Below are 21,789 nucleotides of genomic sequence, written 5' to 3' on the forward strand. Positions count from 1 at the left end.
GTTGAAGTTTTATAGAAAGAGTGACTTTTTTGACCATTACTAAGATAATCAAAAAAGTATTATATGAACGAATTCGAGAATTATCATTTGTTTATCAAGATTCTTCGTATAATCCTTGGGAAGGAAATATATGAATCATAAATGGACTTCTGTTGTGCTGATTCGTGCACAGACGAAGTCTATTTTTTGATTAGTTTAACTATATAGCAGAAACGTGTGGAATTGATTAACCAATATATACCTCAATCTTAGCTGGGGGCGTAACTTTTTCCACAAAAAGCAGTCTATTAATAGAAGAGTATACTAGAGATCTCGCTATCGGCTGCCTACTTGGCAGTGTTCGTGATGTCTAAGATTGATATACAAGATGGGAGAGACGTTTCAGACATGCTGGGGAAACATGAGAAACAGCTGGAAGACGTTAAGGGCAGTAAGGTGAAGAAATGGGCGATTGTGACGCTGGCGGGTGTGATCTGGATTGCACCGGTGATGAGCGCAGGTGGGCAGATGTGGTCAGGCACTTCGTGGCAATCGGTGGCCGCTGCAGCATCTACAAATACAAGCAAGTTGAGTGAAGAAATTCTGACTTCGGGTGCGAAGCTCATGAAATACAGATATACAACAACACGTTCCGGTTCCAAGGTCAACGTACTGGCGGATGTCATCCAGGTGGATCTGCAGAACCCGTATGTGAAGCTGGATGTGATGACAGGCAAGGGCGGTAATCTGAACAGTAAACAGAGCACAGGAGCCATGGCTAAGGAAAATGGTGCAGTAGCTGCTGTGAATGGCGATTACTTCAATGTATCCGGGGAGCTCGCGCCGATTGGTGGACAGGTCTCCGATGGCGTGCTGGTCTCCACTCCTTCTGAGCTGTCAGGCATGTATGCCCTCACGGTCACCAAGGATGGCAAGCCGATGATCGACGAGTATTCTTTTGACGGAACCGTGAAGGCACAGGATGGTTCAACCTTTGCTTTGCGTGGGATAAATAAAGAGGATTATACGGTAGAGTCGGGTGCGGTGAAATATAGTCATGCCAATTCGATGTATATTTATACACCGGCATGGACCTCCTCCAAACGTCCAAATGATCCTTCCACAACGCCGACAGAGGTTCTCGTGCAGAACGGAGTAATTACCCAAATCTCGGATAAAAAAGCGCTAAACATGACGGTGCCAAAGGATGGGTACATTTTGCGTGCGCATGGAACAGCGGCGACATGGATCATGAGCCATCTATCCGTTGGGCAAACCTTGGATGCGGATTACAAACTGAAAGCTAAAACAACCGGGCAATCGGTCGATCCAAGTAATCTGGAGATGATGATTGGCGGTCATACCATTCTGGTGAATGGTGGTAAGGCAGCTTCCTTTTCCCGTGATATCGCATCTTCTGGCATTGGTGGCATTCGTGCAAGAACGGCAGTAGGATACTCCCAGGATGGTCGGTATGTCTACATCATTGCAGCGGAGAAAAACAGTAACAGCAGCGGGATGTCGCTGACGGAACTGCAATCCTTTATGACCACTGTGGGTGTCTGGAAAGGCATGAACCTGGATGGAGGCGGCTCCACAACAATGGTAACACGTCCGTTGGGTGAGCAAACCGCCGGTCTGACGTTCAACACAGAGTATGGCACCGAGCAACGTCAGGTTGTAAACACGCTGGGTGTGTTCTCTACGGCTCCTGTAGGTAAACTGAAGGGCTTTGCCGTGAGTGGCAGCCAAACGTTGCTGGTGGGTCAAGAGGGCAAGTACACAGCCAAAGGATATGACACCTATTACAACCCGATCGCAACAGGCGATATCAGCATGTCCTGGAAGTCCAGCAACAACAGCATCGTGAGTGTCAGCAACGGTACAATCAAAGGCGTGAAGCCAGGCACAGCAACGCTGACGGCAACGAGCAATGGAGCTTCATCCTCCATTCAAGTATCGGTACTGGGTGGAAGTGAATTGGCATCCCTGAAAGCAGGATCAGGTCTTGGTTCCCTCAAAGCGGGCACAACGATGTCCATCCCGGTAACAGCAACAACGAAGAGCGGACAAAGTGTTACGGTTCCGGCAGACTCGCTGACATGGGAATTCATCGGGTTCAAAGGTAAAGTTACTGCTGACCAATTAACCGTATCTTCCGTCAATTCTGGTGCACAAGTGGGATATGCGATTGGTCGTTATGATGGTTACAGCACAGTCGTGGTACTCTCGGCTTCTGCCAGCGAAACGATCTGGGAGAATTTCGAAAATGTGAATTATCCAATCAACTTCACGACGAACGCAGCGGGTGTAACTGGTTCGGCAACCGTTACTGCAGGAACTGGTGAAAAAGCTGGCTCCAATGTGCTGCAACTCGATTATGATATGACTGCTGGAACAGGCAAAATGTATGCTTATGCACAACTGAACGGTTCCACAGGTAAAGAGGTATCTGCAGCAGCTACATCAATGTCTATGGATGTTTTGGGAGATAAGAGCCTGAACTGGCTGCGTGCCGAATTCACGGATGCCAATGGCAAAACGGTATATGCCGATCTCGCCAAAGCGATTGACTGGAACGGGTGGAAGAAGCTGAGTGTGGACCTGAACGGACTGAACATTGCCTATCCGGCGAAGCTGAAGCGGGTTTATGTAGTGAACGTGGAAGAAGGTCAGGATGAGCGAGCGAAATCAGGTACGGTTGCTTTTGACAACATCGCATTCACGATGCCTTCCAAGTCCAGTGAAGTCGGATTGCCTACGGGTACAGCTTCGCTTGTGCTTGGACAGAAATCGATGACGGTGAATGGAACGAATAAAGCGATTGATGCAGCACCGGTCCTGAAAAATGGTACAACGTATGTGCCAATCAAACATGTTTTGGACGCTTTTGGTGGCCAGGCAAGCTGGGATAGCAAAAATCAGCGAATCACGGTATTACGTGGTGGCAAGCTGATTGATCTGGTTGTAGGGCAGAAAGAATTCATTCTGAATGGTAAAAGACAGAGCGCAACTGTTGCACCATACGTAACGGGTGGTAGGACTTTAGTCCCGTTAAGACTCGTTTCCGAGCAACTTGGTCTGACTGTAAAATGGGAACAGAAAACGAAGACCGTTACCATCTCATCGTGATATGGTATGATATATACCGGAAACGATAGAAATGGAGTCGAACAAACGTGGATTTACAAGCCGATGCCATAGACCGCGTCATTAAAAACGCCATACAAGTCATGGAAAACAGCAAATATCAAATGTTCGAAATTATGGACGCAACTCGTGATGAGCTGAAAACACTCAACGAGGAGTTAAAGTCGGTACTGAAGGAGACGGCGGAAACGATCGAGAAAGTAGATCAATTGGAGCTGAACTACCGCCGTTCCCGGATCCGGCTGACTGAGGTTAGCCGCGACTTTGTCCGTTATTCCGAGCATGATATCAAGCAGGCGTACGAGAAAGCAACACAGCTGCAGCTGGATCTGATGATTTATCGTGAGAAGGAAATGTATCTGAAGGCTCGTCGGGATGATCTGCAGAAGCGTGCCAAAAATGTGGAAGCTTCTGTGGAGCGTGCCGAGACCATCGGTTCGCAGATGGGTGTTGTACTCGAGTACCTGTCAGGTGAACTGGGTCAAGTGACCCGGATCATCGAATCAGCCAAAAATCGACAAATGATTGGTTTGAAAATAATTTTGGCCCAGGAAGAAGAGCGGAAACGTATTGCTCGTGAGATTCATGACGGGCCTGCGCAGATGCTCGCGAATCTAGTGCTTAGGACGGAAATTGTAGAAAGAATGCTCATTAAGCAGGATTTTAAGATGGTCCAGGCCGAAATAGTAGATTTGAAAGGCCAGGTTCGTTCCAGTCTTGAAGAAATGAGAAAAGTTATTTTCAATCTGCGTCCTATGGCACTGGATGATCTGGGACTGATTCCAACGCTTCGGAAGTACGTGCAGGATTTTGAGGTAAAAACGAAAATCCGGTCGCTTTTTGAAACAAGAGGTAAAGAACACCGTTTATCTTCCGCGATGGAGGCTGCGATCTACCGCCTTGTGCAGGAAGGTCTGTCGAATGCTGCAAAGCATGCTTATCCCACTTATGTTGTAGTGGAAATTACATACCAGGCTCAGCTCGTCAAAATTGTCGTTCAGGACAATGGGCTTGGATTCAAACCGGAGCTTCTTGCGAAGAAAAGCAAGGATCATACCCACTTCGGTCTGATTGGGATGAGAGAACGGGTTGAACTGTTAGAAGGAAGAATAGAGATTGAATCCGGAGAAAATCAAGGAACCAAAATAGTGATTCATATCCCGACAAACGTGGATAAGGGAAAGGAGTAGCAGGATGATGGAAAACCGTGATACTGGTAAAGCATCGATTAAAGTTCTTTTGGCTGATGATCATCAGCTGTTCCGTGAGGGACTGAAACGCATTTTGAATATGGAGGACGACATCGAGGTCATCGGCGAATGCGGCGATGGTATTCAAGTGCTCGAATTCTGCAATCAGGATAAACCTGATATTGTATTGATGGATATCAACATGCCAATCGAAAACGGGGTAGAAGCAACGGAAAAATTGCGTGAGCTGTTCCCTGATGTCAAAGTAATTATCTTGTCCATTCATGATGATGAAAGTTATGTATTTGAGACGCTTCGTAAAGGGGCTAATGGATACTTGCTGAAGGATATGGAGGCCGAGTCTCTGATCAATGCGATTCGTTCCGTGCATGAAGGACATGCGTTCATACATCCGAAAGTAACAGGCAAACTGATCATGCAGCTGCGTCGTATGACGTATCTTAATGAAACAGGGGCAATGAGTGAAGGCGCTTCGAAGGAAGCGGGCGTTAAATTTGTCGCTGGCGACAATAACCCACTCACACGTCGTGAGGCTGAAGTGCTTCGCTTGATGGCAGAAGGTAAGAGCAACAAAATGATTGGTGAATTCTTGTTCATCAGTGAAAAAACAGTAAAAAACCATGTCAGCAGTATTCTGCAGAAGATGGAAGTGGATGACCGTACACAAGCCGTTATCAATTCGATCAAATATGGTTGGGTTACGCTCTAATACCCTATGTTTTCATAAAGAAGTATTTATATCGTAAGTCAGTCCATTGGTTGATTCAACCTTGTCGAAGTATAGATTGGTGTTCACTCGCGCCCTTTCCAGAATGTTGGATTGGTCTGCGGGTTAATGGACTTTATCACTGCAAATGAGCAAAGCGTAAGGTTGTGCGGAACATATGTTCAAGCTTAGGCGTGAATGAATGACCTGGCCTGTCTTTCTTCGTCCGGTGTCGATCAGCGTGGAATATGAGCGATAGGAAATGCAAGTGTAACCCTTCAGGAAGTACAGCATATACTTGTTGTATACAGGGATGTTCGCCATGGGTGAGCATGACCTTCCGAGGAGGTGCAGTTGCCATGGTTGCTCATCTGACTATGATTCTGCTCATATACTTCCTGGCGGCAATGGCCGTTCATGCCATGCACCAGCGCCATCTTTCCCGTCCGGAATCTGAAGGTTTCGAGCAGATCCTGCTCATCCCTTCCAATCAGGCAGGGCGGATCGAAGGCATTGTAAGAGAACTTTGCCGGGAATTGTTATACCGTGGTAAGAGCTTCAGATTAACCGTTGTTGCTGATCGTACAGAAGCGGAAACGATTACGATTATTGAAAAGCTTATGCAAAGGCAAGGCATGGAGACATCTTATCTGCCTGCTGTCCCTGCTGATATTGAACAGGTAGCACAGACCGATCACACTTTTCGACTGATTGATTTGCGTGAATCAGAGCAATAAATCATCATGTGAGCGGGAAATGGGATTAACATTTCGCAGATCTACAGTGAAAAGATTACAGCAGAAGCTGTAGTCTTTTTTTGTAATTGTAGCCAAGTCTGCTTTTAAATTAAAAATGGGTTTTTATGCAATCTATGGTTATTGTCTGGGTTATGGCGAGTTCAAGAGCACTAAAATAAACTTTTCGAAGTCAGAACTCTTAATTTAAAAGTATAGACGATTCATATTGGAAAAAGTTTCGCAATTTTAAAGAAAGATTCTGGTTATTAGCAGAATTGGTGTGAGTGAACTAGAGGGGATAGATCAGCCCATAAAATGAAAGCAGACTCTTCCATTATATTGACTCATGGTATTTCAAACCATATAATTACTTAAAATGGATGTTGAGCGTGAGAAAAGTGTGTTTCTGGAAGGGGATATCTTCTTGAGTATAATAGATAAGACGATCCGAACAGAATTTATACAATACATAGAGGGAAACAATATCCTTCTCTATCATTTTGCAGAGCAATCAGGCATTAACTCTGGAACGCTAAGCAGGGTGATTAATGGTTCACAGCCTATATCTGTTAAAATCCTGGATATTATGACAGAATACATGGGATTGGAAGAAGGATATTTTTATGAACAGTATGTGAGTGAGTTATCTAATGATTCTACGATGAACTGGCGACGACTACGTCCATTTATCACTCGCTGCGCTGAGCTTGGTAAAAATGATTGTATTGAACGAACGGTAGATCTAATGATGGAGAATCCTGCGTATATCCAACAACTCTATGACTGTGCCGAATCATTAAACGCAGAAGGGAGCGCGGCGGCTGCGCTAATTATATATCGTAAAGTGTGTGAAGGGGAACGGTACCAGCATGCCGAACGATTGGCGATCTGTCAGTATCGAATGTTCAAGCTCTCGATTAATGATGATCAGCAGAATAATCTGGAATGTGCTGTGCAATTTGATCCGTATGTCGTACGCCTTAATGAGTTGGATCAACTGGACGCGCTGAAAGATCTGATGAATCTCTATCTCTCATTGCGTCGTTGGGACAAAGCGGAGCAACTGGCAACACGAATGGGCAAACTGGCGAAGGTACAATATGAAATCAAACATCAACGGATTAGACGGGGGAAGAGTTATCAGGAGCCTTCCAAACCTTTGTTTGGTTATATTTTATACTCGGATTTGATTAAAGGGTCCATTGCAGAAGAGCAGAATGATTATAATCAGGCACTACACTATGTCTCAATTTACGAAAATCAGGATTGGATTATGGAGAATGATCTTGAGGCGGAGCTAACGAAAAAACAGTTTCGGGAGTGGGCAGTAGCCAATAGATATCTCTATCAGATTCTTGCAGGTAAAATAGATGTTTTGGATGAGTATGTGGAATATTTATCAGTAAGAGAAAACGAGATTTTGCGTGGAATGTTCAAGCTCATTAAAGCAGCTAATACGTATAATATGAATATTGACCATGTGTTGGAGCGTTTTAAAATAAATATATCATCTCATATGTTCACTCAGGAGAACGTAGGCTCTTATACTGACCAGATTATTGATGATCGGTTTGCGATATTTCTAATGGATGTAGGTGATTATTATCTAAACTCCAATCGTGTTCAGATTGGAGTTCAATTTGTCTTGGATAGCTTGTCAATTATTGATCGAATTAACAATGATGCTAACGTGATGAGTCGTTTGTTACGAGTCCAGTTGAAACGTCTTCTGTTATAAAAGGAAATGATGTTGTCCATATTCATTTTTTCATCAAACTAATGGCGATTAATATACATGGTGAAGAGATGGTGGTTAATCTCGTATATTTTTTGTTTATCTCATGGAAATCTATGTTTTTACATAAGAGGTTACAATGTTTTATAGAGGTGAAGATGCTATGAAACATGTTGCGAGTGAACAAGAAATCGAACTAGAACGTGAAAGGGAAAGCTTGTACACATTGACAGCGATTTATGGTTTGCAACATCCAATTGTAATTAAGCAATCCGAAATTTTGGATGAGTTGATTAATCGATATAATCGAATGTTTCACAGGCATCTCCAAACTAAGTAATACATAACCGGTTCCTGGATATTTCAGACCAACATAATTGAAGTAAACGTACATCGTAGAAAACATATAAGAGCCCGGTTAATAGGTTGCTAAGAAAGTGGTACATGAGGAGAATGATCTAATGAGACAGCATTACAAAAAGAAAATGATGTTTTTGATAACAGTGATCTTGGTATTGAGTCTTACCTCAAGCAAAGTAATTGCAGAAGAAGATAAACACTCGGATACTCAGCGTGAAATTTCAAGTTGGATGGAACCCGGTTTCATCTTAGATAGAGATACGCTAAATGAGTATAAAGAAGATGAAGAAGTCTCTGATATATATGGTACGAAACCTGAAACGACGTTTACTTTTGAAGTGAACGGTCAGATTTTACAACCTGGCGAGTCGATCTATATTGAGACAGCTCCTGATCAGCAACCTGTTATTCGAGTTGGTAAATAAGACGTTTTCTGAATGGCAGAGTTTGTAGAGTATTGATTAGATTGATATAGTGATAAGTAGATTGATCATAAGAAGATTATGGACATGAAGCACATGCTCCGGCGAACAGCCGGGTTGGCATGTGCTTTTTTGCGTTCGGAGAATGTGCGATGGGGGAGGAGAGTAAATGAAAGTTGCCTTATATGTGTGCCGTGTAGGGGAAGGGTGGAGCATGGTATTATCACTCGATATTCGAGTGGATGTGGCTTGGTGGCTGGAGGGAGGAAGTGGGCGACATGTGCTGCGCTGGTTGCTGTTAGAAAAGGCGTTGCCGTTAAGTCAGGCATCCTGGTTGGTTGAACATTTTGAGATGGAGCGAGGTATGGATCAGTGGGGCCAGCGCGAATGGCAGAGCTATTTTGCGCGGAAGCTGAATGTGTATGAGCTGGCCTCGGGGGAAGTTGAGGCCAGAAAAGGTATAGCGGGCAAAGCGGGTAATGCCGCTGCGCATCGCATTCAGGTAGGCGGGATGCCAGAGCCGTATCCCGCCGGGCAGTGGGCTCAGCTGGAGCGGGACGCGGCCCTGCTGGCTGAACGGATCAGCGGCCGCCAACTGCTGGCGGCCGAGGTGGAGGCGTTGCTGGCGGATACCGCCCAGCCGCCAAAGGATTGGCGCGCGGCTGCGCAGCTCGCGCGCTTGCACGGGCGGCTGAGTATCACAGCCGCCCTCGAAGGGCCTGCCACGCGCCGTCGGCACGCGTGGCTTGGACGCGCGCGTAGCGCGCAACGCTGCCACCGCTGTGGCAGCGAAGCCAGGCAGCGCGTGCCCTGCGCTGCCTGCGGCCTGGCGGCGTGCGCCTACTGCGAGGCTTGCCTCGCGCTAGGGCGTAGCCGTGCTTGTGCGCTGCTGCTACGCAGTGCAGCGCAAGGGGTCGTGCCACGACGCGGCGAAGCACCGCGTGGCACGGCCTTGGCCCCCACCGGCGGCGGGCTCGCCCGGTGGGGGCTTAGCGCAGCGCAGAGCGCGGCAGCAGCCGCGGCGCTTGCGTTTTTGGCCCGGCCGCCCGCAGGGGAAGGGCCGGGGCGGTTCTTGCTGTGGGCCGTGACCGGGGCCGGCAAGACCGAGATGATATTCCCACTGCTCCAACATACACTGGATCGTGGCGGACGAGCTTTGGTCGCTACGCCGCGCAGGGATGTGGTGCTGGAACTAGCTCCGCGTCTGGCCAAAGCTTTTCCGGACACCTCACTCGCTACCCTTTACGGAGGCAGTGACGAACGCTGGAAAGACGCGCAGCTCACGCTCGCGACCACACATCAACTGATGCGTTTTTATCAGGGATTTGATCTCGTCATCATCGACGAGCTAGACGCGTTTCCCTATCACAACGATCCTATGCTCGCTCACGCGGCGGCATCCTCCTGTAAACCGGAAGGAAATTTCGTTTATCTATCTGCTACACCCCCAGCTCGGCTACAGAGGGAAGCAGCGCAGGGAAAACTCACTCATGCCAAAGTCCCGGTACGTTTTCACCGTCATCCTTTACCTGTCCCGCGCTTGATCAAGATGATAACCGTTGCTGAATGTATTAAGAAACGAAATCTTCCTTCTGCCTTGAAGACTAACATCCAAATTTCATTGGAGCGTGACGCCCAGGTATTTGTGTTTGTGACACGTATTGCCCAAATTGAGGCGTTTGTGAATCTGATGCGTCGTACCTTTCCCGGAATCCATATCGAAGGAACTTCATCTCAGGACCCTGATCGTGCTAATAAAGTTACAGCATTTCGTGAACGTACCATTCGTCTGCTCGTAACCACCACAATCCTGGAGCGTGGCGTGACCATTCCGCGCAGCGATGTTTTTATATTGGATGCAGACAATGGTCTCTTTGATGAAGCGTCGCTGGTCCAGATGGCGGGTAGAGCAGGGCGTTCCATGGATGACCCGGCGGGGAGGGTGGTTTTTGCATCGTCTCGTCGGACTCGCTCACAGGTGAAGGCCGTTGCACAGATTCGGACAATGAACACCATCGCTCGTCGCAAAGGTTACCTGCATCCGCCATCCCGGACATAGTTGTCATCTGACAAGTTCGTATCCACATTTCACAATACATTCTCAATACTGGAGGTGTCCCCCTATGTTCAACTGGCTCAGCAACCTTACCGATCACGCGCAACACTTGACCCAGCGTCTTCATCACCTGCTTGCCCCACCGGGAGCGACTTGTCTGACATGTGGCACTCGAGCGATGCTGTCTTCTACCTATCCAGGCATATGCCCACGTTGTGTGAAGCAGATTCCATGGATCCGTTCCATCCGCTGTCTGCGTTGTGGTCGGGGAGTCGGTTGCCCGGACTGTGCTCGTCCACACATGCAAAACCGTTCCTTTATCTCCAATCGCAGCGCCGTACAATACAACACTCTTATGAGAGAATGGATAGGCATGTACAAATACACAGTGCGATGATAGACTCTTTTTGGTCACAAGTCTTTCCAAGTTATATCAAGGTTAAAGTGGGGGTTTCGTCTGAATCCTGGCCCAGGCTTGTCGAAATAGATGCATTCAATAATCTCTTTCAAAAGATCGTTTTTATCTTTAGGGAATTCTAAATGTTCGAAGGTATCAACTACGTTTTTCAATCGTGGGACAAAATTGTTCTTCTTAGCAGCTTTAATTTTTTCAGCATTGAGATCTTCACTGGCTTGTTTGAATTGTTCGTTAAGATCGTCAATCTTCTTGGATATCGTGGATTGTCGTTCAAGGAAAGTGTCCAAAGTATAAATTTCTTGTTCTAAATAGTCATGCGCATTTGCTAATTGCTTTTTAGCTTTTACAAGCAACTTATTTAAGTTACTCACTTTTGATTCCAAATCTTCAATGATGTCTTGCTTAGAAGCAGTAATGAAGTTAGGATCTGCTATTACTTCGGCATAAAACTCCTTCATCTGTTTAACCAGTTGTTCTTCTACATAGATATAAGCTATTGAGTGATTTTCCTTACAGTTCAATACAGGGCAAATAATTTGGTGCTTATTTCTTGGTTTAGAATAGTTAATAGCGTAATTCATCATATTTCCACAATAGTGACATTTAAGCAAAGTGGCCAGCGGATTTCTGAAAACCGTATTCCGTTTGTTCTTTGCGGTATTGGCTTCTTTAATTCTTCTTTCAACTTTTTCGAAATCTTCTTCAGAACATAGTGGAACATGGGTGTTTTTTGTAACAGACCACTCTTCTTTAGGGATTGGAATTACCTTATAGGAACCGTCCTCAAGTTTAATATATTTTTTCTTCCCGAACACACATACACCGGTGTAAACAAGGTTTTTAAGCATTCTGTGCACATTTTTATAATTATATGAGCTGCTCTTCCAAGGGAAAACAGTTTCAGTTACCAACCTATCTAATATAGTTTCCATCTTCTCTCCCGCAGCAAACCATTTAAAAATGTTGCGGACGATTTGGTGTTGCTCAGGATGAGGGTACAATTTTAAGTTGGGCATTTCAGATGCGTTCTTCTCGTACTCTTGGATGAGATGGGGAAAGTTAGTTTTGAAGTCGAGCCCTTTAATATACCCAAATGGTGCATGGGTCCATATATAGTTTCCTCTGCTGGCAGATCGTTTTCTACCATCCTGTAATCTTCGTTTAGACTGTTTATACTCGTATCGAGCACCCATCCCTTTGTAATCCATGTACAACTCATCGGCTTCATCTTGCAGATCGACAATTTTGTACGGGGTTATGATATATGCATTTGATTCTTTAAAGGCTCTTTCTATTCTACCTTGATCTATCTTATCGCCACGTCCGAGGCGATCCTCGTCCATAACGCCAACCCATTTGATTTCGCCGCTTCTAAGCATTTCCAGAGCCTTTTGCATTTTTGGTCTCTCGGCAATAAATTCCCCACTCACTAGCTCTTCAAAGAGATCTACAACATGAAGTTTGTACTTCTTTGCCATCTCCAGAAGCGCAATTCTATGTTTTTCTAAAGTATCATATGGTTTGCCATTAGCAGCAGCTTCTTTTTCGGCTTCAATATCTTTTCTTGATTTTCTTGAGTAAAGCAATCCTGGTAGCCCTTCAAGATTTATCATTTTAATCACCCTTTCTAAAATCTTCGTCTAACTTCAATTACCTTGCCTAAGATTTCAACTTGGTCAGCAGGAACGAGAGAAGGTTCCATTTTAGGGTTGGAAGGCATAAGTATGCACATCTCACCTTGGCACTTTACCCGTTTCAATGTTGCTGTCTCTCGATTTACTGCGACGACAGCTATATCAGAAGAAGTAACTTCTTGCTGTGAAATGCAAATTACGATATCCCCACTCATAATCATGTCACCAATCATACTGTCACCTTTTACATTCAGCGCAAAGGCCTTGTTACCTCTAGTTATCGCTTTATCAACGTATTCGATGTCTTCTGCTAGCTCAATGCGATCAATAGGCTCTCCGGCTGCTATAGAGCCAAGTAGAGGTATTTGTATAATGCGATCTATGGGAAGACTACCAGATTGTGCATCTTTTACTCGAATGGCACTCTCATATTCTCTTCTTAGCTCTTCAGCTTTAATCAATCTAATCAGTTGATTATGGAGTTCATGGGGAGCCCTCTCCATTAATGCTGCCAGTAGCAGATCCTCTGGATTAGTATTTATCGCTTTCGCAATTGCACGAGTCAACTCATCTGTTGCAGGGTTTTTTACTTTCCCGTTTTGTAGTCTACTTATGTACCCCTTGCCCACCCCAAAACCATCATTTTCGATTTTTTCAGCTATTTCTTCTAGTGTAAGTCCGGATTCTTTTATTCTTTTTTTCAAAAGTTCAAAATAATTCATTCCTCTTAATAGCCTCCTTTTCGATATCATCAGTATACACTCGTTTAACTAATAAGTAAACAAATTATTGTTGTTATAGCTTGACGTAAACTTTTGCTGTGTTACACTATGACTACAACAAGAGTTTAACTTCTTGTTTAACAAGTGGTTTGAGGAGGTGGACACAGATGCGATATGCCAATATCCTCTCTAACGCAATTGCCGAAAGTGGTATGACTTATTCACAAATCTCCATGAAATGTGAATTAAAAGGTAAAAAATTATCTAGAGCGTACCTTTCTCTCTTATGTACAGGTCATAAACCTCCAGCAACAGATGAGACAAACAAGGTTTTAGCTTCTGTACTAGCTTCTCTGGATTTTAGAGAACTCACAGTAGCTAAATACAGAGAAGTTTTGTCGCCAGAGACATTTAACATCATTTGCACACAGGGGGCGAAGATATGCGAAGAGTCGAAGACATCCTAAAAGATATGCAGGCGTTGGGGTTATCGCCGGAAACAATTGATGAAGACATATTGGCGATGCAAAGAAATATTCTGGATCATGTTGTAAGCATTGACGAGAGTATGAGCGATGATCAAGTACGCGGGGCATTTAAATTTGTAACTGATTGTCACAAGCGTCGTCCAATTGATCGCCCTGTTTCAATTAAGTTGAACGAGTCTGGCGGGGTTGTTTTGAATCGCGGAAGCATAACTAGCTTGGATGCTACTCAAGTAGCCGAAAAGCATAAAGCAAGGTTGCTAGCAAGGGAACCTTCTGCAATGCAATTAAATCGATTGCTAACCCTGCAGAGTGAAGAAACGGGCTAATGGGATTTTAAACTCTTATTTAAGGAAGTGTATCCACTTGAACAAATCACCAAGCTTTGCACCGCCAGAAGTAATGGATTTCTGCGCTAATCCAGAATGTGCTTCTGAAATCGTAGATGGCCAGATCGCCGTACGACATGGCAAAGATCTGTATTGCAAGTTGAGCTGCATGGCCAAGTCCATCGGTGCTGTAACGATCACAGCTGGAGAGGACGGTGGCATCGATGCAGATCCCACAGAATCTATTCCAGGATAAGTACTGGAAATGCACGCTTTACCTGTTCATGAATCAGCCACGGCTTTCACAATGCCTGACAAGCAAGTATTTCGACCTGCAGGGTGGAATCATCAAGTCAGCTGCGTTGAAGAAGCTCTCCAAGCCCTGGAGCCAATCGGAAAGGTTCATGCTCCATCTGGCACTGCACCTGTTCAACTCAGGACTAGCCAAAGTGAATCTGGCTGATATGGACTACCTGGACAGCAACAATAAAGCTCTGGTCCATGAAGCCTTAAAAATACGGTTTGGATGAGGAGGATCAGGATCTATGAGTCGGCCGAAGAAGGCAGCGTATGCGGTCTACCGGGGAGATGAGTTAATTGCTACGGGTAACGTTGATGAATGTGCGAAGGCGCTAGGTGTTTCTGCAGCGTACATTTACTGGCTGATAACTCCCACCGCGAAGAAACGACTTGCGAAGCGCGACAATCCGGATCAGTGCATCGATGCTGTAAAGATTGAAGATGACGAATGAGAGGAGGTGAGAATCTTGCCCTTGATGACAGAACAGCATTACAAAGCAGCCTGTGGCTTTTACTTGGCCCTTGCAAGTCAGATGCGCCGCAGTGGCCATATCAAAGTCGCTACACATGCGGACAAGCAGTACCGGACGTATCGTAATCGTCTGCACGCAAAAATGCAGCTGGAAGGCTCCTACCCCTTGTCAGCTGCACACAATTAAACACTCTATCGTCAGTTTACCACTGATAGAAAGGATTATGCAATGAATGTATCCGGAAAGGTTTGGCTTGCCCTCACTCGTGATGAACGAATGATCTGTTTAGAATTTGCTGCTTACGAGAATGCCAAGCGTCAAGCACGTATTCATTCGCTAAAATATTTAGCCCGATTTAAAGCCGGTTTACGGAAGAGAGGAGATTCAGTATGAGCATGAAAGCTACTGGTATTGTTCGCCGCATCGATGACCTGGGCCGTGTCGTTATTCCGAAAGAGCTTCGCCGGGTTCACGGTATCGAGGAAGGAGATCCGCTTGAGTTCTTCGTGGACGGTGACAAGATCATTCTTCGCAAGTATCAACCTGGTTGCTTCTTTTGCGGAAATGATGAAAGTCTGAACTTATTTCATGGTAAGCAGATCTGTACACCTTGCATTAAGCAGGCAGCTGAGAATGTTCACTGACCTGTATAAATCAGATATCCCTTGGGATATTGTCACAGACGATAGCGGAAAGGTGATCGGTGAGGTGTACAAGCCTCTACCGGTTCCGCCGCCAAGGAGGCGACAAGCTAAATGGGGCATTATTTCTACATCACTCCAGGGGAGTATGAAGAAGCGGCCAAGCTCGGAATAAAGCCGGCAATGTTAGATCGGCGTGTACGTGCACAGGGTTGGCCAAAACATCGTGCGATGACAACGCCGCCTCGCCCTCTCACAGATCGTAAACACTGGAGAGCTGAAGCAGAGAAAAATGGAATCAGTTATGAAACGTTTATGTCTCGTGTCAACCGAGGTTGGACGATGGAACGATCTGCAATGGAGCCACTTCAGACGCCCGAGCAAGCAAGGGCTGTAGCAATAGCTGCTTCTGAGCATATCAGAGTTCTACCTAAGGAGTTTACCCAACTCGCTGAGGAAAACAAAATCCCGTACTTCACGTTCCACCGCAGGGTACACGTAATGGGCTGGGATCTGCAAAGAGCGGCCACTGAACCGCTATGGACTCGTCAGCAGTCAGGGACTCTTGGGGCTCAACGGCTACGAGAGCGCGAAGGTGATTGGGCAGTACAGATTTTTGGGAAGCAGGTGTAGGTCGTGAATACAGAAGTAAATCCACTGCAAGAAATAACCCTGATTTCTCACCGGCTACCTACCATTGTCCTGAATGACATCAATCGACGTATCGGTGACTGGCTAGCTTCTGGTGGCAATGAAACGGACCCTTATATTGAACAACAACTGCGCTTTGCACGCAGATTCATATCTGAATAAAGAAAGGTGACCGCCATGATCAAAATTAATAAGCTCGAAATCGAAAATGTAAAGCGCGTCAAAGCTGTAAAAATGGAGCCATCCAGTGCAGGGCTTACGCTCGTCGGTGGTCGGAATAACCAGGGCAAGACAAGCGTTCTGGATGCCATTGCATGGGCTCTTGGTGGAAATAAATATCGTCCTTCCCAAGCTAACCGTGAAGGATCGATGGTAGCACCATACCTGCAGCTTACCTTGTCTAACGGGCTGGTAGTCGAGCGGAAAGGTAAAAACTCTGACCTGAAGGTAATCGATCCGGACGGCCAGAAAGGTGGTCAGCAACTTTTGGATAGCTTTGTGGAAGAGTTGGCCATTGATCTGCCAAAGTTCATGAATGCTACGAGTAAGGAGAAAGCCAACATCCTACTCCGGATCATCGGTGTTGGTGAACAGCTTCAGGCTTTCGAGAAGCAGGAACAGGAGGTTTACAGTCATCGCCATACCATTGGTCAAATTGCAGACCAGAAAGCCAAGTTTGCTAAAGAACAGCCTTACTTCACAGATGCACCGAAGGAACCTGTCTCTGCTTCAGAGCTAATCAGTCAGCAACAGGAGATCCTGGCACGCAATGGCCAGAACCAACTCAAGCGACAACGTGTGACACAGATTCAGGCGGAGTTTGAGCAACAAGGCCGCGAAGTCGTTCGGCTGACAGCAATTCTGAACGCCGCCCAGGAGAAATACACTCAGCTGCAGACGGATCTGGGCATCGCTCAGAAGGATGCACTTGATCTGCATGACCAATCAACCACTGAGCTGGAACAGAACATTACTCAAATTGACGAGATTAACCGGAAGGTCCGCGCTAATCTGGACAAGGATAAGGCTGAGACAGACGCTAGCGATTATCGCGTTCAATACGATCAATTGTCTACTCAGATCAACGAGATCCGCCAGCAGAAAGCTGAGCTGCTGAACAATGCTAATCTGCCGCTGGAAGGATTGTCAGTAGATGATGGTGAGCTGATCTACAACGGACAGCGCTGGGACAACATGAGCGGATCTGATCAGCTGAAGGTGTCCACGGCCATTGTTCGTAAGTTGAAGCCAGACTGTGGTTTCATTCTCCTGGACAAGCTCGAGCAAATGGATCTGCAGACGCTGAATGAGTTTGGTGTTTGGCTTGAGCAAGAGGGCCTGCAGGCAATCGCAACACGTGTCAGCACCGGCGATGAATGCAGCATTATTATCGAAGACGGCTACGTAGCTGGACAGGAGCAAGCGATCGCAACGGACGCCCCGCCTGCAGCTGAAACAAAAACTTGGAAAGCAGGTGAGTTCTGATGCAAGTCATCAGTGGAAAAGTGCAGAAAGCAAAGAAGGTCGTCATCTATGGTCCGGAAGGCATCGGTAAATCATCCCTTGCTGGACGATTCCCACGTCCCGTATTTATTGATACAGAAGGTTCCACAACAGAAATGGATGTCGATCGGGTACCCAAGCCCACAAGCTGGACCATGCTGAACGAGCAAGTCAGATGGGTATGGCAACAGGGCAACCGCTTCGGTACCTTGGTCATTGATACAGTCGATTGGGCAGAGATGCTTGCTGTAAGCAGTGTATGCGCGATTCACAACAAAAGCGGTGTCGAGGACTTCGGGTATGGCAAAGGATATGTATTCGTCGCCGAAGAAATTGGACGTTTCCTGAATCTCCTTCAGGATGTAGTCGATTCCGGAATCCATGTGGTGCTAACCGCTCATGCTCAGATCATCAAGTTTGAACAGCCGGATGAAATGGGAGCCTATGACCGGTACCAGCTCAAACTCGGTGCCAAGACGGGAAGCCGTACAGCGCCACTCGTAAAAGAATGGGCTGACATGGTTTTGTTCATCAATTACAAGACATTCAGTGTGGCTGCCGATGAGAAAGGCAAGAAGCATAAGGCGCAAGGTGGTAGCCGAACCATGTACACAACTCACCATCCTGCATGGGATGCGAAGAACCGGCATGGACTCCCTGACGAGCTGCCGTTGGATTATGGCCATATTGCACACATCTTTGACGGAGTGGTACAAGCCAGTCCTTCTCAAGCGCCTGTCACTCCACCGCCAGTGAACACACAATCAGCACCACCTGCAACAACGTCGGCACAACCTGTTACGCCGCCACCTGCACCTGTGCAGACGCCAGCACCATCTGCTCCCGCACAGGTTGCAGATACAAGTCAGGGACTGAATCCAAGCATCCCTGCATCACTTCGCGATCTGATGGTTCAGTACCAGGTGACGGAGAACGACATTCAGATTGTGGTGAGCAATAAGGGGTACTACCCGATTGATACGCCAATTGCCAATTATGACCCTGGATTCGTAGATGGTGTCCTGGTCGGAGCTTGGCAACAAGTGTACGGCATGGTTCAGGATATGAACAAACAAATTCCGTTTTCATAAATTTTAATACACATTAGGAGGACTCATACATGACTCAAATGGAAAGAGAATTTGGTTGGGATGACGAGATTGTCAATGAAGGAGGGACAGGCTTCACTATTCTCCCACCTGGAGACTACAACTTCACGGTAGCAAAATTTGAACGTGGACGTTTCGCCGGCAGTGAAAAAATGCCTGCTTGCAATCAAGCGAAAATGGAGATTATCGTTCATTCTCCAGAACACGGGGATGTGACGTTAACACACAACTTGTTGTTGCACAGTAAGACAGAAGGTTTCCTTTCAAACTTCTTCGCAGGCGTTGGATTGAAGAGAAAAGGTGAACCCCTGAAAATGAACTGGCCAGCTACGTTGGGACGTAAGGGTCGTCTGAAAATTGAGATTCGCAATTATACCTATAAAGGTGAACCGCGTTCGGCCAATGAGATTAAGACGTTCTATGCTCAAGATGAGGTTCAGCAACCAGGTACTCAGCCAACTGGACAACAGTCCTATCAAGCTCCACAACAACAACAGCAGCAGCAGACGCAATATAATCAGCCACAGACACAGTACAATCCACCAGCTCAACAACAGAATGCACCATTTCCTGGTCAACAACAAACAGGTAACTGGAATCCAGGTCAATTCTAGGAGGTAACCGATGGAACTCAGACCCTATCAGCAAGAAGCGCGTCAGTCCATCCAAGCTGAATGGAACAAAGGAGTCAAGCGTACGTTGCTTGTGCTCCCTACCGGATGCGGTAAGACGATTGTATTTTCTAAGGTAACAGAAGACCGGGTTAAGCTGGGTGAGCGTGTGCTCATCCTGGCTCACCGGGGTGAACTACTTGATCAAGCTTCAGATAAGTTGGAGAAATCGACTGGACTGAAAACAGCAACCGAGAAGGCAGATCAGACATCGATCGGCAGCTGGTACCGGGTCGTTGTGGGCAGTATCCAAACTCTAATGCGAGATAAACGTCTGCAACAATTCGCGGCAAATCACTTTGACACAATTATTATTGATGAAGCCCACCACTGTTTATCTGACAGTTATCAGCGCGTGCTGCAATATTTTGAAACAGCCAACGTGCTTGGCGTTACGGCTACACCAGATCGTGGCGACATGCGAAACTTGGGCAGCTTCTTCGAAAGCCTAGCCTACGAATACACGTTACCCAAGGCCATAAAGGCCGGGTTCCTTAGCCCAATCAAGGCCATGACAATTCCCCTGCAGATAAACTTGTCAGCGGTTGGCCAACAGGCAGGCGACTTCAAAACGCAGGACTTGGGTACCGCATTGGATCCGTACCTGGATTCCATTGCTGAGGAAATGCTTCGTGTAGCTAAAGACAGAAAGATTGTTGTATTCCTTCCTCTGGTGAAGACCAGTCAGAAATTTACCCAGATTCTGAACTCGATTGGGTTCCGAGCAGCTGAGGTAAATGGGGATTCTCAAGATCGATCACAGATATTAGAAGACTTTGATGGCGACAAATATAACGTACTTTGCAACTCCATGTTGCTCACCGAAGGATGGGATTGTCCGAGCGTCGATTGTGTCGTAGTGCTTCGGCCCACCAAGGTTCGCAGCTTGTACAGTCAGATGGTCGGGCGTGGTACCCGTCTATTCCCTGGCAAGACAGAACTTCTGCTGTTGGACTTCCTGTGGCATACCGAGCGGCACGAGCTTTGCCATCCTGCTCACCTCATTGCGGAAAATGAAGAGATTGCCCAGGCCATGACCAAGCAGATCGAGGAGGCGGGTATTGCACTGGATCTGGAAGACGTGGAGAAGCAGGCAGCTGAGGATGTCGTTGCTCAGCGTGAGGAAGCTTTGGCCAAGCAATTGGCCGAGATGAAGCGCCGCAAGCGTGCCTTGGTGGATCCGCTGCAGTTTGAAATGAGTATCCAGGCTGAGGATCTATCCAGCTATGTACCATCGTTCGGTTGGGAACAAGCGCCCCCTTCTGATGCTCAGGTTAAGACACTCGAAAAGTTGGGCATCATGCCGGAACAAATCGATAATGCCGGCAAGGCGACGAAGCTATTGGAACGCTTGGACAAGCGTCGTGAAGAAGGGCTGACTACGCCGAAGCAGATCCGCTTCCTGGAAGGCAGAGGTTTTGAACATGTGGGTACCTGGTCCTTTGACTCGGCCAAAAAGATGATTGATCGGATCGCCGGGAACGGGTGGAAAGTACCTGCAGGTGTTGAGCCGAAACAGTACCGGGGTGAGTAACGATGATCCAGGACTATAAGGGCATTCGATTAGAACTGATCAATCGGAAATATGAGGGGCGTGCTGCTAAGCGTTATACGCTTGGTGGCACGAACCAGAATGTGTGGATTCCCAATAAACACCTCGAAGCGGATGGGCAGATCAAAGAAGGCGAGAACATTGATTATGTTTTCCGCAAGGCACAGCGGCAGCTTGAACTAGCGGGTTACACAGGGCCGATTGTGGGCATCAAACGTCGTTCAAATAACCAATAAGGGAGCAATCATATATGAGTTGGGTACGCATGAATATTTTTAACGATCAATTATCTGGTGAACTGGAAATGGACCAGCTTGGAGCTGGAGAAACGAAGGCTGTCATTGAGGGATTCTTTGGAGCATTCGGCCTGCAGGTGAAGGATAGTAAGCCTGAAGTGATTGCACCAGTTCGGACACTGGCTATCTCTCCACCGTTTTCTGCCTCGGATATAACTCCTGCTGCAGAAATTCAGACGAAGGTCATGGCCAGCACGATTAAGAGCAAGCAGGCTGTAAAAGAAATATTGAAAGATGCTGTTATAGAGAATGCAAAAAGGGTCACGAAGCCGGCCATGATTCATTCTGAACGTACTCTCTCAACTTCACTGGGTGAAAAGTTGGCCGAGGCTTACCAAAACATCGATTCAGAGTCTCTGAACGTGATCTCCAATTCTACTGAGACAAACGAGCAGGTAGATGATTATAAAGTGACTGGCATCAAGTACAAGGATGGCGTGCCTCACTACAAGTGCCGGTACTGGTGCAAGAATCCGAAATGCCGTGCTAAGGGGAATCTCTACATCATTCCGGAAGAGAAGACAGTAGAGTGCTACGATTGCGGATCCGTTCATGAGGTGCGGGAAGCTGTATTCGCTGATCCCCTGAAAAGGGACGATTGGGGCAACTTCTTCATTGCAGACCACTTGGCATAATTATGGGGCTCCGG

General features: G+C 46.6%; 26 protein-coding genes. 24 read left to right on the plus strand and 2 right to left on the minus strand.

Annotation, left to right across the window (positions count from 1 at the left end; translation table 11 throughout):
• Positions 1 to 387: 387 nt before the first annotated feature.
• The 9 genes from QVE09_RS16075 to QVE09_RS16120 all read left to right on the plus strand — a co-directional run bounded on the left by QVE09_RS16075 (position 388) and on the right by QVE09_RS16120 (position 10,753).
• Positions 388 to 3,111 (plus strand): stalk domain-containing protein, encoded by a 2,724-nt coding sequence (locus QVE09_RS16075; protein ID WP_315937585.1) that lies wholly within the window; start codon positions 388 to 390, stop codon positions 3,109 to 3,111.
• A gap of 47 nt (positions 3,112 to 3,158) precedes the next feature.
• Positions 3,159 to 4,319, plus strand: coding sequence for a sensor histidine kinase (locus QVE09_RS16080; RefSeq protein WP_074092506.1), 1,161 nt, complete (start codon positions 3,159 to 3,161; stop codon positions 4,317 to 4,319).
• A gap of 7 nt (positions 4,320 to 4,326) precedes the next feature.
• Positions 4,327 to 5,049 carry a response regulator transcription factor gene (locus QVE09_RS16085; protein WP_026081439.1) on the plus strand — a complete coding sequence of 241 codons (723 nt, stop codon included), beginning with the start codon at positions 4,327 to 4,329 and terminating at the stop codon, positions 5,047 to 5,049.
• Between the two features lie 356 nt (positions 5,050 to 5,405).
• Entirely contained in the window at positions 5,406 to 5,783 is a 378-nt protein-coding gene (locus tag QVE09_RS16090; protein ID WP_315937586.1) for a hypothetical protein, read from the plus strand.
• A gap of 424 nt (positions 5,784 to 6,207) precedes the next feature.
• Entirely contained in the window at positions 6,208 to 7,521 is a 1,314-nt protein-coding gene (locus QVE09_RS16095) for an XRE family transcriptional regulator (protein WP_315937587.1), read from the plus strand.
• A 160-nt stretch (positions 7,522 to 7,681) separates the two neighbouring features.
• On the plus strand, positions 7,682 to 7,858 hold the full coding sequence (locus tag QVE09_RS16100) for a Spo0E family sporulation regulatory protein-aspartic acid phosphatase (RefSeq protein ID WP_315937588.1): 177 nt from the start codon (positions 7,682 to 7,684) through the stop codon (positions 7,856 to 7,858).
• A 121-nt stretch (positions 7,859 to 7,979) separates the two neighbouring features.
• Complete coding sequence (locus tag QVE09_RS16105; RefSeq protein ID WP_315937589.1) at positions 7,980 to 8,303, plus strand: hypothetical protein; 324 nt, start codon at positions 7,980 to 7,982, stop codon at positions 8,301 to 8,303.
• 166 nt (positions 8,304 to 8,469) lie between these two features.
• Positions 8,470 to 10,359, plus strand: coding sequence for a helicase-related protein (locus tag QVE09_RS31620; protein ID WP_483874297.1), 1,890 nt, complete (start codon positions 8,470 to 8,472; stop codon positions 10,357 to 10,359).
• A 64-nt stretch (positions 10,360 to 10,423) separates the two neighbouring features.
• The gene (locus QVE09_RS16120) at positions 10,424 to 10,753 is read left to right on the plus strand and encodes a hypothetical protein (RefSeq protein WP_315937592.1); all 330 of its coding nucleotides are present in this window, start codon (positions 10,424 to 10,426) and stop codon (positions 10,751 to 10,753) included.
• A gap of 14 nt (positions 10,754 to 10,767) precedes the next feature.
• On the opposite strand, the gene QVE09_RS16125 is transcribed toward QVE09_RS16120, so the two are convergent.
• Positions 10,768 to 12,387, minus strand: coding sequence for a recombinase family protein (locus QVE09_RS16125; RefSeq protein ID WP_315937593.1), 1,620 nt, complete (start codon positions 12,385 to 12,387; stop codon positions 10,768 to 10,770).
• A gap of 14 nt (positions 12,388 to 12,401) precedes the next feature.
• Entirely contained in the window at positions 12,402 to 13,130 is a 729-nt protein-coding gene (locus QVE09_RS16130; protein WP_301880094.1) for a helix-turn-helix domain-containing protein, read from the minus strand.
• A gap of 167 nt (positions 13,131 to 13,297) precedes the next feature.
• On the opposite strand from QVE09_RS16130, the gene QVE09_RS16135 reads away from it, so the two are divergent.
• The 15 genes from QVE09_RS16135 (at position 13,298) to QVE09_RS16205 (ending at position 21,775) form a co-directional block, all read left to right on the plus strand.
• On the plus strand, positions 13,298 to 13,597 hold the full coding sequence (locus QVE09_RS16135) for a hypothetical protein (RefSeq protein ID WP_315937594.1): 300 nt from the start codon (positions 13,298 to 13,300) through the stop codon (positions 13,595 to 13,597).
• Entirely contained in the window at positions 13,573 to 13,944 is a 372-nt protein-coding gene (locus QVE09_RS16140; protein WP_315937595.1) for a hypothetical protein, read from the plus strand. The genes QVE09_RS16135 and QVE09_RS16140 overlap by 25 nt, the downstream gene beginning before the upstream one ends.
• A gap of 37 nt (positions 13,945 to 13,981) precedes the next feature.
• A complete protein-coding gene (locus QVE09_RS16145) occupies positions 13,982 to 14,200 on the plus strand; it encodes a hypothetical protein (protein WP_315937596.1) in 219 nt (72 codons plus the stop codon).
• Positions 14,169 to 14,474, plus strand: coding sequence for a hypothetical protein (locus QVE09_RS16150; protein WP_315937597.1), 306 nt, complete (start codon positions 14,169 to 14,171; stop codon positions 14,472 to 14,474). The genes QVE09_RS16145 and QVE09_RS16150 overlap by 32 nt, the downstream gene beginning before the upstream one ends.
• 15 nt (positions 14,475 to 14,489) lie before the next feature.
• The gene (locus tag QVE09_RS16155) at positions 14,490 to 14,696 is read left to right on the plus strand and encodes a hypothetical protein (protein WP_315937598.1); all 207 of its coding nucleotides are present in this window, start codon (positions 14,490 to 14,492) and stop codon (positions 14,694 to 14,696) included.
• A gap of 15 nt (positions 14,697 to 14,711) precedes the next feature.
• Entirely contained in the window at positions 14,712 to 14,903 is a 192-nt protein-coding gene (locus tag QVE09_RS16160; protein WP_315937599.1) for a hypothetical protein, read from the plus strand.
• A 209-nt stretch (positions 14,904 to 15,112) separates the two neighbouring features.
• Positions 15,113 to 15,361, plus strand: coding sequence for an AbrB/MazE/SpoVT family DNA-binding domain-containing protein (locus QVE09_RS16165; RefSeq protein WP_315937708.1), 249 nt, complete (start codon positions 15,113 to 15,115; stop codon positions 15,359 to 15,361).
• Between the two features lie 111 nt (positions 15,362 to 15,472).
• On the plus strand, positions 15,473 to 15,991 hold the full coding sequence (locus QVE09_RS16170; protein ID WP_315937600.1) for a hypothetical protein: 519 nt from the start codon (positions 15,473 to 15,475) through the stop codon (positions 15,989 to 15,991).
• Positions 15,992 to 15,994: 3 nt separating this feature from the next.
• On the plus strand, positions 15,995 to 16,171 hold the full coding sequence (locus QVE09_RS16175; protein ID WP_315937601.1) for a DUF6877 family protein: 177 nt from the start codon (positions 15,995 to 15,997) through the stop codon (positions 16,169 to 16,171).
• A gap of 15 nt (positions 16,172 to 16,186) precedes the next feature.
• Complete coding sequence (locus QVE09_RS16180) at positions 16,187 to 17,494, plus strand: AAA family ATPase (RefSeq protein WP_315937602.1); 1,308 nt, start codon at positions 16,187 to 16,189, stop codon at positions 17,492 to 17,494.
• Entirely contained in the window at positions 17,494 to 18,603 is a 1,110-nt protein-coding gene (locus QVE09_RS16185) for an ATP-binding protein (protein ID WP_315937603.1), read from the plus strand. The genes QVE09_RS16180 and QVE09_RS16185 overlap by 1 nt, the downstream gene beginning before the upstream one ends.
• Positions 18,604 to 18,632: 29 nt before the next feature.
• The gene (locus tag QVE09_RS16190) at positions 18,633 to 19,235 is read left to right on the plus strand and encodes a hypothetical protein (protein ID WP_315937604.1); all 603 of its coding nucleotides are present in this window, start codon (positions 18,633 to 18,635) and stop codon (positions 19,233 to 19,235) included.
• Between the two features lie 10 nt (positions 19,236 to 19,245).
• Positions 19,246 to 20,826: a DEAD/DEAH box helicase gene (locus QVE09_RS16195; protein ID WP_315937605.1), complete on the plus strand. Its 1,581-nt coding sequence runs from the start codon at positions 19,246 to 19,248 to the stop codon at positions 20,824 to 20,826.
• A 2-nt stretch (positions 20,827 to 20,828) separates the two neighbouring features.
• Positions 20,829 to 21,080 (plus strand): hypothetical protein, encoded by a 252-nt coding sequence (locus QVE09_RS16200; RefSeq protein WP_301880975.1) that lies wholly within the window; start codon positions 20,829 to 20,831, stop codon positions 21,078 to 21,080.
• Positions 21,081 to 21,094: 14 nt separating this feature from the next.
• Positions 21,095 to 21,775 (plus strand): hypothetical protein, encoded by a 681-nt coding sequence (locus QVE09_RS16205; protein ID WP_315937606.1) that lies wholly within the window; start codon positions 21,095 to 21,097, stop codon positions 21,773 to 21,775.
• Positions 21,776 to 21,789 lie beyond the last annotated feature (14 nt).

The sequence above is a fragment of the Paenibacillus sp. ClWae2A genome, from assembly GCF_032452295.1.
Taxonomy (GTDB): Bacteria; Bacillota; Bacilli; order Paenibacillales; family Paenibacillaceae; genus Paenibacillus.